Source organism: Shimia sp. Alg240-R146 (assembly GCF_947331465.1).
GTDB lineage: Bacteria > Pseudomonadota > Alphaproteobacteria > Rhodobacterales > Rhodobacteraceae > Shimia.
Genome location: NZ_CAMZOK010000001.1, coordinates 1,726,885 through 1,740,900, shown reverse-complemented (window position 1 = coordinate 1,740,900; position 14,016 = coordinate 1,726,885). Strand labels below are relative to the sequence as shown.

Genomic DNA, 14,016 nt, shown 5'->3' with positions numbered 1-14,016 from the left:
CGCCATTGTCGAGCCCGAACATTGGCCAGCTCAAGCGGCTTTCCGTGCCGCTTGTCGCCCTGAGTCTGATCACCAATCTTGCCATTCTGGTCAACCCGATCTTCATGATGCAGGTTCTCGATCGCGTAGTGCCCACCGGAAACATGCACACGCTGGCGATGTTGCTTGCGGTGGCATTGGCTGCGCTGGTTCTTCAAGCCATGGTGGAGTATCTGCGTGACGTGAGCTTTCATCGCGCCGCCCATTGGCTGGAACGTGCCAGCTTGCCTGCGGTTCTTGCCAGACCTTCAGATGCGCGCGACGAACTGATGGCGGATCGAAACCAGCTGTCCAACGCTCTGTCCGGCGGCGCAGCGGTCACAGCCTTAATGCTGCCGTGGATACCCCTGTTTCTAATGGTTCTCTGGATCATCCATCCTTGGTTTCTGGCCTTGGCACTGGGGCTCGCTGGACTGACCGCGACCGTAAGACTGGCTGGCGACAGTCTTCTGGGCGGTGTGCGTTCGCAACATGCGCAGTTGTTGCAGCAGGAGGCCACCACTTTGCGCGATGCCGAGGTGGTGATTGCTGGATCAGGTATGCCGGGCCTGTTCCGCAACCTGCTTGATCGGTTTTCCGCCACGCTGTCACGCCGCCTGTCGGTCGCAGAACAAATGACGCGCCCCACCGTGGCAACCACCTGCTTGTCCGGTTTCCTAAGGGGGGCGACGCAACTCTTGGGACTAAGTCTGGGTGCGGCTTTGGTTGTTTCCGGCGATCTGAGCGCCGGTGGCATGATCGCCGCCAGCCTGATCCTTGCCCGCAGCGTCGCCAACGTTGAGCAGGTGCTGATCCAATGGCCGCAAATGATCACCGCCCGCAGCGCGTTTCATCGGTTGGAGGCAATTGCGGATATAGCCACCGCGTCAGCCACCGAAATCCCGGATTTATCCGGGGCTCTCAGCTGCAAAGGATTGATTTTTCCGCGCGGTGGCGGGGCGCCGCCGCGGCTCGAAAAAATCAGCTTTGCGTTACCGCCAGGAAGTTGTCTTGCGGTTGTCGGATCGTCGGGCGGCGGGAAAACCACGCTTTTGGAGGCTCTGAGCGGTGTTGCCCCCTGCCCCATCGGCTCAGTGTTGCTCGAGGAAACCGATATAAAGACTCTGCCCGTTCCCAGCTTGGGCGCTCATGTCGGCTACCTCCCGCAACATGCGCATTTGTTTCACGGCACTTTGGCTGAAAACATCAGTGGGTTTTCCCCAGACGCGGACAGCACGTGCATTGTGGCCGCTGCCAAAACCGCCGGCGTTCATGGGCTGATAAGCGCGCTTCCGCAAAGCTACGATACCGACATAGGATCACAGCCTCATCTTCTGTCTGCTGGCCAGAAACAACGTGTTGCTTTGGCACGCGCCATTTACCACTCGCCACGATACCTGTTTCTGGACGAACCCAACGCCCTGCTGGACGCGGCCGGGGAACGGCAGCTATGTGCAGCGTTGGCGCGCTTGAAAAAGATGGAAACAACCATCGTTATGGTGATCCACAGATCCGGACTTATGGGATTGGCGGATTATGTCCTTTCCCTTGAACAGGGGCGCATGGTCGATTTTGGACCTAGAACAGAAGTGCTTGAGCGCATGCATGCGGGCCGACGGAGAATTGAACTGCCATTGATGGAAACCTCGTTACAAGATTTGACGGATTGGGTCGGCGCCCAATTTACACGCAGCGGCGATGCGGATTTGTCGAAAAAAACCGAACGCCTCGCGGCTGAAATTTTCAATCTCGCCTTGGCCGACGGCCCAAAGGAGGAGCTACGCGCCGCCAGTTTCCATTTTCGGTTCCTCAACGAGAACAGCTGCGAAATCTCCATGACCGAGGATCGGCCTTCCTCCGTTGCTCCCAAAGTGCACAAGGTGGCCTCGTTGCTCAAAACCTCACATGTCGCTCCAACCGAGCTACCTCCGGATGAGTCCGCAATCGCGGCTATTTCCAGTATGAGCGATGCCTTTGATATCCGTTCGGCGGACGGCCAAACCGTCTTTCGTGCGGCCCTCTCTATCCCTGAGGGAACACTCAATGGAAGGGCGCCACATTGAGCACTCCCGCCATATCTGAAAACCCCGCCCACCAAGGCAGCGAATTACCCGCCCAGGTGCTTCGCCCGCTGCGGGCCGGCTTTGCTTCTGTGCTTTTGTTCGTGCTGATCTTTACTGGGTGGGCCGCGCTTGCGCCGCTCGCCACGTCCATCCACGCCACCGGTCACCTCAACGCCCCGCAGCCAAACTTCGACATCCAACACCCGTTTGGCGGCGACATAAAGGCGGTATTGGTCAAGGAACATCAATCAGTGACGGCCGGTCAGATCCTTGTGCACATGGACGTCTCCAACGAAATCGCACAACGGGCGCAGTTGCAAAAAAGCCTGCAATTGCTGCTTGATCAGCGGGACGCCTTGGCTTGGGCACTGAACCTGCAGGCGGGTGAATCGGTGGCGCCTGCGCGCCCTGACGCCCCCCTGCAAACACTCAATCACAGACCTGAGTTGTCGTTTGAATCCGACCAACCTCTCCCGGCCCCTCAGGCCACAGAACAGACCTCGCGCAGCACCACCCAATCCGCGAGGCGCATCCGCAATATGATGGAGGCTTTGCATGTCCGGCGCGACGCGACCACGCAAACCGCCGAAGCAATGCGCAACCGGGCGGCCGGGCTTGAGAACAGTTTGCTGGCCCGAACCCAGCAAAGGGCCTCGATGCAAGCCAGGTTTGACCGCTACAGCACATTGGTCCAAACCGGAGCGTTGCGCGCGTCGGACAACGACACATTGCTTGAGGCCATGCTGGATCTGGATGCCAGCATGCGCGCGGAACGGGCTGAAGTGAATGCGCTGCAAACCCAAACCGCACAAGTCGCATTGCAAATCAAAGCCGAAGAGTTGGAGCTGCGCCAGAAGCTTCTGGACCGCCAAGGGCAAGTGGCGGAAGCCATTCCGCGCATTCGTATGCAAATTCTGCGACTGGACGCTCAAGTGCGCAGCGCGGAATTACGTGCGCCGACGGACGGCACGATCACGCGTCTGCATTATGATACCGACCAAATGTTTGTGCCGCGCGGCGAAACCGTGTTGACCTTGACGCGCCCGACCCAATCCCATCGCGTTTCCTTTGTGGTGCCACCCCACGCCATCGACCAAACACGCATCGGGATGCAAGGTCACCTGACGGTTTCAAGCTTGCCTCAACGCAACCACCCCAAGGTGCGGGTTCAAATCCTATCCCTGTCGCCCGAGGCACGACGCAACAATGACGGCATGGTTCTTGGCTATGACGGTGTCGCAACGATTAATGCGGCAGACATGAAGGAGCTGCGCGCACAGATGGGTGAGGGCCTGACATTATCGATTGATATGCCCGTGTCGCTGATTTTCGCCGGACGCGAGACAACTTTCTCCGACTATTTGATTGGACCTTTTTTGGACTTCCTGGCCAAAGCCCTCCAAGATTGAAGGCTGGCCGAAAGCGCGCCTGCAAGATTTCACTTTGAAAGCGCGCGCCAAGCGCGCAGTGTGGCCGACATCGACACAAGGATTTCTCGCAATGTGCCACCACTGTGCCCTGACCCGCTTGCCCTTTGGGGCGCGCAAGGAACATGGCATTCGGTCTGTGCAAACCCGAAAACCCCACTGCAAAGTGATGCATTACCAACCGCCTCCGGTTTGACGTGACACTCTCGCCATCACGTACATTTTTTTGACCGGAGCTTCTTATGACAGACCGTCCAAACATCGTGGTCATCATGGCCGACCAACTTGCACCCCATTTCACCGGTGCCTATGGCCATCGAACTGCCAAGACCCCCCACCTCGACGCATTGGCCGCACGCGGCATGCGTTTTGACGCCGCCTACTGCAACTCACCTCTGTGCGCACCGTCCAGGTTTTCGTTTATGTCAGGCCAGCTGATCAGCCGGATTGCCGCTTATGACAATGCATCCGAATTTCGCGCTTCGGTGCCCACATTTGCACATTATCTCAAGGCTCTCGGCTACCGTACGTGCCTGTCGGGCAAAATGCATTTCGTTGGCCCCGACCAGAAACACGGGTTTGAGGATCGTGTGACAACCGACATATATCCATCCGATTTTGCCTGGACCCCGGATTGGGAAGCCCACGATGAACGCATCGACAAGTGGTATCACAATATGCAGACCGTCAAAGAAAGCGGCGTCGCGCAGGCCACGTATCAGATCGACTATGACGATGAGGTCGGCTTTGCCGCGAAGCGTTGGCTGATTGATGTCGCCCGTGGGCGCGGTCAAGGAAAGGACGCGCCATTTGCATTGGTCGCCAGTTTTATTCACCCGCATGACCCATACGTTGCCCGGCCGGAATGGTGGAACCTATATTCGGACGACGACGTGGACATGCCCGCGTTTGTGCCCCCAATGGAAGAGCAAGATGCCTTTTCAAAACGCCTGCTGGACGGGATTGAGGCAAGTTATAAACCTTTGACTGACGAAGAAGTTTTGCGCGCCCGGCGCGCCTATTTGGCCAACGTCAGCTATTTTGACAGCAAAATCGGCGAATTAACGCAAACCCTCCAAGAGATGGGGGAACTCGACAACACCATTGTGATTGTCACTGCTGACCACGGCGACATGCTGGGTGAGCGGGATTTGTGGTACAAAATGAACTTCTTTGAACATTCCGCACGGGTGCCTTTGGTGATGGCCGGCCCCGGGATCGCACAAGGTCGCGCGCCCAACGCGTGCTCACTGGTCGACATGCTGCCAACCATGCTCGACATCGCAGGCGGCACACCCGACATCGTCGGAGAACCTATCGACGGTCGGTCATTGATGCCCTTGGCGCGCGGCGAAAATGACCCCAAAGACGAGGCCATTGGCGAATACTGCGCCGAAATGACGCCGTACCCGGTGTTCATGATCCGGCGCGGACCTTTGAAGTACGTGCATTGCGACATTGATCCACCGCAAATGTATGACGTGGTCGCCGACCCGGAGGAACGCGTGAACCTTGCAGCCTTGCCTGACCATGCCGAGGCGGCGGCAACCTTTGCCAAAGAAGTAGCGGACCGCTGGGACGGTGAGGCCCTGCGCAAAAAGGTTATCGCAACCCAAAAATCACGGCGCGCTCTTCATGCAGCGATGGAAGCAGGCGCAGGCGAGCATTGGGACTACAATCCGCCGTCCGATGCATCCCAACAATATGTGCGCAATCACATGGATTGGGCCGAGGCGAACAACTTTTACCGCTTCCCGCCTCTCAAAGACGACGGTTAGGTACAAAAAAACTCGGCCGGCCACACGCAACAGCGTGTCGCCCTATCCAAATCCGGTCAAAGCCGATGGGCTGACGGCTGAGGCGCGCCGGATGCCGGCTTTATCCCTTTTGTGCCGCCACACCCTGCGCGCGCACATCCGACAGCGATTGCGCTGGCGTCAACGCTTCCGGATCGACCCGCAGCTCAATCAAATATCCCGCGTCAGACGCCTGTGCGCGCTGCAAGGCGCCCGGGAAATCCTCGGTGCGCGACACCACTTCGCCCGGAATGCCAAAGGAGTTGGCATAGGTCACAAACTCCGGGTTCACCAAATCGGTGGAGATAACTCTCCCCGGATGGTGGCGTTCCTGATGCATTCGGATTGTGCCGTACATGCCATTGTTTACCACCAGATAGATGACCCCCGCCCCGTATTTTTTGGCGGTCGCCATTTCCTGTGCGGTCATCAGAAAACAACCGTCTCCCGCGACGCTAACCACAGTGCGGTCGGGGTTTTCGATCTTAGCGGCCACCGCGGCCGGAACCGAGTATCCCATCGACCCGCTGGTCGGCGCCAACTGCGTGCGATAGGCGCGATGGGCGTGAAACCGGTGCAGCCAGACTGCGTAATTTCCGGCCCCGTTTGTGAAAACTGTGTCCGCGGGCAAAGTGTCAGACACATGCCGGATCACATGCCCCATGTTCAAGTCCCCCAGCACCTCTGTGGGAATACGATACGCCTGATACCGCTCGTGAAATTTGGGGGTCCAGTCAGACCGGTCCATGTCCGGTGCAGCCATACCCAGCATTGCGCTCAGAAAATTCTCGGCAGACGACACAATCGAAAGATCAGGCGCATAGACATGGCCCAGCTGTTCCGGGCCGGGATGCACATGCACAAAGGGCATTTGCGGCACCGGGCTGTCGATCAATTCATAGCCCTGGGTCGTCATCTCGCCAAAACGGCTACCGATGGTGATCAACAGATCCGCCTCCTCCCGCACATTTTGCAAAAGCGACGGCAATGCAGCGATGCCAATCACGCCGGCATAGTTCGGGTGGCCGTTGTCAAAGTAATCCTGACAGCGGAAGGTCGTGGCCACGGGCAGATCGAATTTTTCCGCCACCTGCCGCGTCAATTCGGCGGTCTTGGCGCTCCATCCCGGACCGCCCACCACAAGCATAGGCTTGCGCGCAGTTGCCAGCATTTCAGCCAATTGAGCCATGTCCTGCGGCGCCGGCGCGCCAAATCCAACATTGGCGGGCCGCGCATCATTTACCGCCGCCACAGCCGACAACGTGTCTTCTGGCAATGCCAAAACCACCGGTCCGGGCCGTCCGGATGTGGCCACATGCCATGCCCGCGAAATGTACTCGGGAATACGGCTGATGTCGTCGATTTGCGCCACCCACTTTGCCATTTCGCCAAACATCCGGCGATAATCGATTTCCTGAAAAGCTTCGCGGTCTATCATCGAGGTGGCCACCTGCCCGATCAGCACGATCATCGGCGTGCTGTCTTGAAACGCAGTGTGCACGCCGTTGGACGCATTGGTCGCGCCGGGTCCGCGCGTCACCGCGCAAATCGCCGGTTTGCCGGTCAATTTGCCATAAGCGTCCGCCATATTCGCCGCGCCGCCTTCGTGGCGGCAAGTGATAACGTCAATCTGATCCGCGTGATCATAAAGACCGTCCAGCAAACCAAGATAGCTTTCACCCGGCACGCAGAACACTTTCTCAATGCCCAGAATGGCCAGTTGATCTGCCAAAATACGCCCGCCGTGACGTGGTACAGCAGCTGTGTCAAAAGTCGAATTGGGCATAGGGCGCTCCGGTTTTTGGGCCATCAATTGCCGCCATCTGATCAGCGCAGATCATCCGCGGCAACCCGAAAACAGCCACCCGACCCCGATGTTTTTGCCGCCCTTAAATCTGATACACCGCAAAGGCTCAAAACACCGTCCCTTCGCGGGTGTCAGAGCGCCCGCCTCACCGTTTCCTGCACCATTCGCCCAAGATCCGGTCGATCGATGCCGGATGCGATCAAGTCCAACAAAGGCACCGCCGCGGCCGCGGCGTCGTCTGCTGCGGCGCAAATTTTCGCAATGCGTTCCGCCGCCGGGTCCGCCAGTGTGTCGCCGTTTTGGATAACTCCCCACACCCAAATGACCCAAGCCGCGAGCCCTTTGCACATTACCGCTTCACCTGCGTTGGTCCCTATAAGGCCGCCCCACCGGATCGGAATTTTCAAACTGCCATCCATGGCGATTTGCGCCAGGGCATGTTTCAATCCGGGGTTCTCAAAACGCGTCAAAAGTGACTGACCATAGGCCACCGCGTCTTGCGCCGACGCCGGCGGCAAGGTCGCCTGCGCTGCCTCAAACAACGCCTGCACATCTGCGCGCAAGGCCTGATCGGCGATGGCTTCATGCACATACGTGTGGCCCGCAAGCTGCCCCGCGTAAGCCAGATAAGAATGCGCCCCGTTCAACATCCGCAATTTGCGCATCTCAAACGGCGCCACTTCCGACACAAACTGCGCGCCAGCGCTCTCCCACGCGGGGCGCGGTCCGGCAAACCTGTCCTCGATCACCCACTCTGCAAATGCCTCGGTTTCCACCGGAGCGGCGTCTACCCATCCGGTCTGCTCGGCGACTTCTTGGCGCAAAGCATCTGTTGTCGCAGGCGTAATGCGATCCACCATTGCGTTTGGGAAACGCACAAAATCCGGCGAGAATGCCGCCAATTCCATCCCCGTTGCTTTTGCAAAAGCCGTCACAGCCGCAGCCAACTTACGCCCGTTTTCCGGCAGGTTGTCACAAGACATCACCGTGATTGGCCCCGCCTTGGCAAGCCAGCGACGTTCAAGCCCGCGCGCCAAAAGAGCTGGTAAGGTCACGGCCGTGCCAGTCGCCAAGTCCTGCGCCACCTCGTCGTGGCTAAGATCAAGTGTGCCGTCCGGCGCAAGGCAATACCCGTTTTCGGTGACCGTGATCGTTACGATGGCGATGGCCGGTTCGGCAATCATTTGCAAAACCGCGTCAGGATTCTGCGGCGCCACCAAAACGTCCTTGAGCACATCGATCTTTTGAAACTTTGTACCTGAGCGATCCTTGACGGCCAGGGTGTAGCTGCCACCCTGAGAGGCCAGCATCTTGGCCATGTGTGGTGAACGCAGCGACGCTCCGACAATTTCCCAACCTGCCAGGCCTTGTGTGAAAGCCGCCTGATGCGCACGAAAGAAATTGCCGACGCCGATGTGAAAAATCCGTTTCATATTTGCTCTCACAGTCTATAGGCGTCCACCGCAAGATCGCGGCTGAGAAGGCGGGCAATTTCTTCGGCATCGCGACGGTCAAACAAACGTTTCTCCATCTGTGAGGCCAAATGCCTGCACACCCCGCGCCGCCACAGATCATGCCGAACGGGGATCGACATAAAGGCGCGCGTGTCATCGTTAAATCCCGCAAGGTTCCAATACCCGGCGGTTTCCACCACCTGTTCCAGATAGCGTTCGATACCGTTGGCGCTGTCGTGAAACCACCACGGAGGACCAAGGCGCAGCGCGGGCCAATGGCCAGCCATCGGGGCCAACTCGCGGGCATAGCTGCTCTCATCCAACGTAAATGCCAACAGCCGCATGTTCGGCGCATTGCCCACGCGATTAAGCAGCGCCTCAAGACCCGCAACCCAATTGGTGCGCGTCGGAATGTCCGCACCCATATCCGGCCCAAAGGCCTTGTTAAGGGCATGATTGGTGCCGCGGCGCGACCCGGCGTGCAGCTGCATCACCATGCCATCATCCACCGACATTTGCGCCATTTCGGTCAACATGTGGCCGTGCAATCGGTTGGCCTCTGCGACATCCAGCTGACCAAGGCGGGCTTTTGCGAAAAGCTCTGCAGCCTCGGACCAATCCAACCAGCAGGTCATCAAGTCCTGCACTGCATGGTCTGTCGCGGTTGCCCCCAAATCACGGAAATATGCCCGCCGCGTTTGTAGAGCACGCAAATAGCCGACGAAATCACCCGTGTCTTCGCCCGTGATCTCGCCCAATATGACAAGATCGCGTTGATAATCCGGGTGCTCGGGATTGATCACGCTATCCGGCCGGAAGGTCGGAATGACACGTGCGGCAAGCTCCTGGCCTTGTGCGATCTTGTGGTGCCCAAGGTCGTCCAACGCGCCATCGGTTGTTGCGAGAACCTCAATTTTGAAACTTTTCAAAAGCGCATTTGGCAACATGTCGGCGCCGTGCAGCCGCGCATCAATCGCATCGTAAATCCGGTCAGCACTCTCAACAGTCAGCCGCTCGCTGATACCAAACAATTGCCGCAGGGTGCCATTCATCCAAAGCCAACTTGGTGTGCCGCGAAACTTGTGCCAATGGCTGGCGAACAAGCGGAAAATAGCGCGCCCGTCGCGCTGCTCCTCTGGCACGCCCACGCCCAAGTCGCGCAAATCCACGCCCTGACTGAAAAGCATCCGAAACAGGTAATGATCCGGCACAATCAACAGTGACGCGGGGTCGGGAAACGGTTGATTTGTGGCAAACCAATTCGGGTCGCAATGCCCATGCGGCGAGACAATTGGCAGATCGCGCACAGTGTCATAAAGCGCGCGCGCCGTGTCAGGCAGATGCAATGCGGTGCCAATCGGCGCTTGGTCGGTCTCAGAGGTCATTCAAAATAGTCCTGATGCTGCTGTGACAATGTTTCAAGTACGTTCAAGACGGTCCGGCAGTGCGCCTGCATTTTGGTCACCGCCGCCGCTTCGTCGCCGCTTGTGATGGCGTCCAATATCGCCTGATGCTCAACAAGCAGCGACTGCAATTGGCCGTCCACTTTCAGCGACAGACAACGCAGCCTATCCAACTGTATCTTTTCCCGCTCCAAAACCACGGCAGTACGTGGCAGGCCCGTGGCAGCTGCCAGCAACCTGTGAAACTGATCATCCAGCGTGTGGTAACGTGGAAAATCTTCAGCTTCCGCCGCGAGGGATTGCGCCGCCAAATTGCCCTCTAGCGCGTCCAGATCATCCGCCTGCAACCCCTCAGCCATCACGCGCCGGACAATGGCAAGCTCTATGGCTTCACGCAAAAACTGCGCCCCTAAAATCCGCTCCCGGCTAAGGGTGGCGACAAAACTCCCGCGGCTCGGATAGGTGTTGATCAAACCCTCTTCGCGCAACCGCATCAGGGCCTCGCGAACAGGGGTACGGCTGACCCCAAGCCGGCTGCCAAGTTCGGCTTCCGAAACTGGACAGCCCGGTGGCAACTGCATCTCAAGAATAGGCCCGCGCAGCAGCTGATAGACTTGGTCGCCCGCGGGCGCTGCCAAATCTATCTGCGCGGCGTCCAGAACCGCCAAAGGGGCCGCCTCATGGCCCTCAGTTTTGCCCTGCCCGGGTTGTCGCATACGCTGCCTGCCTCTCTGCATCACGTGATGTGCGCCTTTCCAGCGCGCACAAGGGGACCGTGCCCGAAAGTGACGCAGCGCCAGTATACCGGTATCCATTTTGTTTACAACCGGTATACCGGTATGGTAATCAACTAGAACCCGTGCAGAACGCCGGACAAAACAGGAGGGAAACGCCAATGAATATTGCGCTTGTCGGCCTCGGTATGGTGGCCGCAACACACGTTCAGGCGATTCGCGACGCCTCCTGCGCACGCCTAACGGGCGTAATGTCGCGCAATCCCGATAAGGCAGCCAAATTTGCGGCTGATCATTGCGACCCCGACTCGCCGCCGACAATTTACACCACCGCCGCCGACCTCGCCGCTGCGCGGGATGTCGACATTGTCGCCATTTGCACACCGCCCGATGCACGTAAGGACTTGGTCGACACTCTGGCCGCGGCCGGCAAACACATTCTCATGGAAAAACCGGTCGAGCGCAGCTTTCGCGCGGCCCGAGACATCGTCACCGCCTGCGAGGCAGCCAACGTCTCCCTTGGCATTTTTCTGCAACACCGCATGCGCGAGTCTGCCTTGGCGCTGAAGGCCCAACTGGACGCCGGCAGCCTTGGCAAAGTTGCTCTGGTCGAGGTCTCGGTCCCCTGGTGGCGCCCGCAATCTTACTACGACGAGCCCGGACGCGGCACCTATGGTCGCGACGGTGGTGGTGTGCTGATCTCGCAATCAATTCACACACTGGACCTGATGCTCGCGCTGTTAGGGCCAGTCACCCGCGTGCAGGCCATGGCCCGCACCACAGACCTGCACCACATGGAAGCCGAAGATTTTGTGTCCGCCGGTCTGGAATTCGCAAGCGGCGCAGTTGGCTCGCTGACTGCCAGCACCGCGAGCTTCCCGGGCGCGGCCGAAACCATCACCGTGCATGGCACGTTGGGCTCAGCGGTACTTAGCCCCGGAGCGCTCGATATCTCGTATCAGGACGGTCGCCGTGAAACCATCGGCCAACCCGTCACGTCCGGCGGTGGCGCCGACCCGATGGCCTTCACCCACGCCTGGCACCAAGGCATCTATCAGGATTTCATCGACGCCCTGACAGAAGGCCGCGCGCCCGCTGTCTCGGGCCGTGATGCGCTTGCCGTCCAACGTCTCATCGACACGCTTGTGGCCTCCTCCCGACAAGGCCGCGCCCTCGACCTTCCATTAACGGAGCACCCATGAACGCGCCCCTCAAATTTGCAGCCATCGGCCTTGAGCATTTCCACATCTTTGGCATGGCCCAGAACCTGATCGACGCAGGCGCCGAATTTGTTGGCGTTTGGACGGCACATGACACCCGTGTCTCCGAGAAATTCGGCGAGAAATTTCCCAATGTGCCGCGTGTCGACGCGATGCAGACCTTGCTGGACGATCCAAACATTGACCTTATCCTCACGGCAGACATTCCTGCGCTGCGGGCGGATCGCGCGATTTCAGCGATGCGCGCGGGCAAAGACGTCATGGCCGACAAACCCGGCTGCACCACGCTTGAACAACTAGAGGCAATCAAGGCAACAGTTGCCGAAACCGGCCGCATCTGGACGGTGGATTTTTCCGAACGCTTTGAGGTCGCCTCAGTGACCAAGGCCGCCGAACTGGTGGCCAAAGGCGTCATCGGCAAAGTGGTGCAAACCATCGGCATGGGCCCGCACCGCCTCAACAAACCCACCCGCCCCGACTGGTTTTTTGACCGTGAGGCCTATGGTGGCATTATCACCGACATTGCCAGCCACCAAATCGACCAGTTCCTCTATTTCACCGGCTCGACCGACGCCGAAATCACCATGGCAAATGTTGCCAATTACGCCAATCCACAGACGCCGGGCCTTCAGGATTTTGGCGAAATGAGCCTCAAGAGCGATCAGGCCCACGGATATGTACGCGTGGATTGGTACACGCCTGACGCTCTGCCCACATGGGGTGATGGCCGCCTGACCATTCTCGGGACCGAAGGCTATATCGAGTTGCGGAAATACGTGGACGTGGCCCGTGATGATGGCATCGATCACCTCTATCTGGTCAACGGAGACCGCTGCGAGAAAATCGACTGCTCTGATGCGGGCCTTCCCTATTTCTCTCGCCTTATCAACGATATCCGCAACCGCACTGAAACAGCCGCCCCCCAAGCGCACGTGTTCAAGGTCATGGAACTTGGCATCACCGCACAGATGATGGCCGAGGGGAGCCTCAGCGCATGATCACAGTTGCCATCATCGGCGCAGGTATTGGCCGCGAGCACCTTAACGGCTATCTGGCGCTGCCCGATCTTTATCGCGTGAAAACCCTCTGCGATCTGGACGAGGCGCGTGCCCACGATGTTTTGGACGAGGTTACGGGCGACACCAACTCCATAACCGTCAGCTCAGACATGCAGTCCGTGCTGGCCGATGCAGACGTGGATTTGATCGACGTCTGCCTGCCGCCACACCTGCACTTTCCCGTCTCCCGCGACGCGATGCTGGCGGGCAAACACGTGGTGTGTGAAAAACCGCTTGTGCCGTCTCTGGCTGACGCAGACGCGCTAATCGATATCGCCGCAGACACCAATCGTATCCTGTCACCGGTTTTTCAGTACCGCTTTGGCCCGGCCATGAGCCAACTGCAAGCTCTACAAGACGCAGGGCTTACCGGTGCGGCTTATGCCGCAAGCCTTGAAACCCACTGGAACCGCGATGCGGCCTATTACGCCGTGCCGTGGCGCGGCACATGGGAAGGGGAAAATGGCGGTGCGGTTTTGGGCCACGCCATTCACAACCACGACCTGCTAACCACGATCATGGGCCCCATCGAGAGCCTGTCGGCCACTACCAACACCTTGGTCAATGCCATCGAAGTCGAGGACTGCGCTGCCATTTCATTTCGCATGAAAAACGGCAGTGTCGCCACCAGTTCGATCACTTTGGGCGCCGCCTCAGACACCAGCCGCCTGCGCATTGTCTTTGAAAAACTGACCGCCGAAAGCGGTTCCGCCCCCTATGCGCCTGCCACCGACACATGGACGTTCACCGCCCGCGATCCGGCGGATCAGGCACAAGTTGATGCCGTCGTCGCTTCAGTCGGCGACGTGCGTGCGGGCTTTGCCGGTTTTTTCGCCGAACTCGCAAACCACATCAACGGCGCGCCACATCGCGCGGTGACCATAATGGATGGCCGCCGCTCGATCGAATTGGTGGCAGCGATCTATCAATCGGCACGCGAGGGACGTGCCATCACATTACCGCTGGGTCGATCCACCCCGCTGTATCAAGGTTGGGCGCCTGCCCGACACCCATAATTAGGATCACTTTCTGGGAG

The 14,016-nt window shown here is 58.8% G+C and carries 10 protein-coding genes; 6 read left to right on the top strand and 4 right to left on the bottom strand.

The window, feature by feature from the left end; translation table 11 throughout:
* Nucleotides 1-5: 5 nt before the first annotated feature.
* The 3 genes from PG871_RS08415 to betC all read left to right on the top strand — a co-directional run bounded on the left by PG871_RS08415 (nt 6) and on the right by betC (nt 5,286).
* A complete protein-coding gene (locus PG871_RS08415; RefSeq protein ID WP_270728279.1) occupies nt 6-2,081 on the top strand; it encodes an ATP-binding cassette domain-containing protein in 2,076 nt (691 codons plus the stop codon).
* Nucleotides 2,078-3,490: an HlyD family efflux transporter periplasmic adaptor subunit gene (locus PG871_RS08410; RefSeq protein ID WP_270728276.1), complete on the top strand. Its 1,413-nt coding sequence runs from the start codon at nt 2,078-2,080 to the stop codon at nt 3,488-3,490. Before PG871_RS08415 ends, PG871_RS08410 begins: the two co-directional genes overlap by 4 nt.
* A 260-nt stretch (nt 3,491-3,750) precedes the next feature.
* The gene (gene betC, locus PG871_RS08405) at nt 3,751-5,286 is read left to right on the top strand and encodes a choline-sulfatase (protein ID WP_270728273.1); all 1,536 of its coding nucleotides are present in this window, start codon (nt 3,751-3,753) and stop codon (nt 5,284-5,286) included.
* Between the two features lie 100 nt (nt 5,287-5,386).
* Here the strand turns inward: betC and PG871_RS08400 are convergent, their stop codons facing one another.
* From PG871_RS08400 to PG871_RS08385, 4 genes are all read right to left on the bottom strand, one after another.
* Entirely contained in the window at nt 5,387-7,090 is a 1,704-nt protein-coding gene (locus tag PG871_RS08400) for a thiamine pyrophosphate-binding protein (RefSeq protein WP_270728271.1), read from the bottom strand.
* 152 nt (nt 7,091-7,242) lie between these two features.
* Nucleotides 7,243-8,544: a mannitol dehydrogenase family protein gene (locus PG871_RS08395; RefSeq protein WP_270728268.1), complete on the bottom strand. Its 1,302-nt coding sequence runs from the start codon at nt 8,542-8,544 to the stop codon at nt 7,243-7,245.
* 8 nt (nt 8,545-8,552) lie between these two features.
* Entirely contained in the window at nt 8,553-9,950 is a 1,398-nt protein-coding gene (uxaC, locus tag PG871_RS08390) for a glucuronate isomerase (RefSeq protein WP_270728266.1), read from the bottom strand.
* Nucleotides 9,947-10,684: a GntR family transcriptional regulator gene (locus PG871_RS08385; protein WP_270728263.1), complete on the bottom strand. Its 738-nt coding sequence runs from the start codon at nt 10,682-10,684 to the stop codon at nt 9,947-9,949. Before PG871_RS08385 ends, uxaC begins: the two co-directional genes overlap by 4 nt.
* A 179-nt stretch (nt 10,685-10,863) precedes the next feature.
* Here PG871_RS08385 and PG871_RS08380 point away from each other — a divergent pair, with 179 nt between their 5' ends.
* The 3 genes from PG871_RS08380 to PG871_RS08370 are packed head-to-tail and all read left to right on the top strand — an operon-like array spanning nt 10,864 to nt 13,996.
* Nucleotides 10,864-11,904 carry a Gfo/Idh/MocA family protein gene (locus PG871_RS08380; protein ID WP_270728262.1) on the top strand — a complete coding sequence of 347 codons (1,041 nt, stop codon included), beginning with the start codon at nt 10,864-10,866 and terminating at the stop codon, nt 11,902-11,904.
* Complete coding sequence (locus PG871_RS08375; RefSeq protein ID WP_270728260.1) at nt 11,901-12,920, top strand: Gfo/Idh/MocA family protein; 1,020 nt, start codon at nt 11,901-11,903, stop codon at nt 12,918-12,920. The genes PG871_RS08380 and PG871_RS08375 overlap by 4 nt, the downstream gene beginning before the upstream one ends.
* The gene (locus tag PG871_RS08370) at nt 12,917-13,996 is read left to right on the top strand and encodes a Gfo/Idh/MocA family protein (protein ID WP_270728258.1); all 1,080 of its coding nucleotides are present in this window, start codon (nt 12,917-12,919) and stop codon (nt 13,994-13,996) included. The genes PG871_RS08375 and PG871_RS08370 overlap by 4 nt, the downstream gene beginning before the upstream one ends.
* Nucleotides 13,997-14,016: the final 20 nt, after the last annotated feature.

Coding starts and splice junctions, on each gene's coding strand:
- PG871_RS08400 (WP_270728271.1), bottom strand. CDS start 7,090: ATGCCCAATTCGACTTTTGACACAGCTGCTGTACCACGTCACGGCGGG.
- betC (WP_270728273.1), top strand. CDS start 3,751: ATGACAGACCGTCCAAACATCGTGGTCATCATGGCCGACCAACTTGCA.
- uxaC (WP_270728266.1), bottom strand. CDS start 9,950: ATGACCTCTGAGACCGACCAAGCGCCGATTGGCACCGCATTGCATCTG.
- PG871_RS08375 (WP_270728260.1), top strand. CDS start 11,901: ATGAACGCGCCCCTCAAATTTGCAGCCATCGGCCTTGAGCATTTCCAC.
- PG871_RS08385 (WP_270728263.1), bottom strand. CDS start 10,684: ATGCGACAACCCGGGCAGGGCAAAACTGAGGGCCATGAGGCGGCCCCT.
- PG871_RS08380 (WP_270728262.1), top strand. CDS start 10,864: ATGAATATTGCGCTTGTCGGCCTCGGTATGGTGGCCGCAACACACGTT.
- PG871_RS08395 (WP_270728268.1), bottom strand. CDS start 8,544: ATGAAACGGATTTTTCACATCGGCGTCGGCAATTTCTTTCGTGCGCAT.
- PG871_RS08370 (WP_270728258.1), top strand. CDS start 12,917: ATGATCACAGTTGCCATCATCGGCGCAGGTATTGGCCGCGAGCACCTT.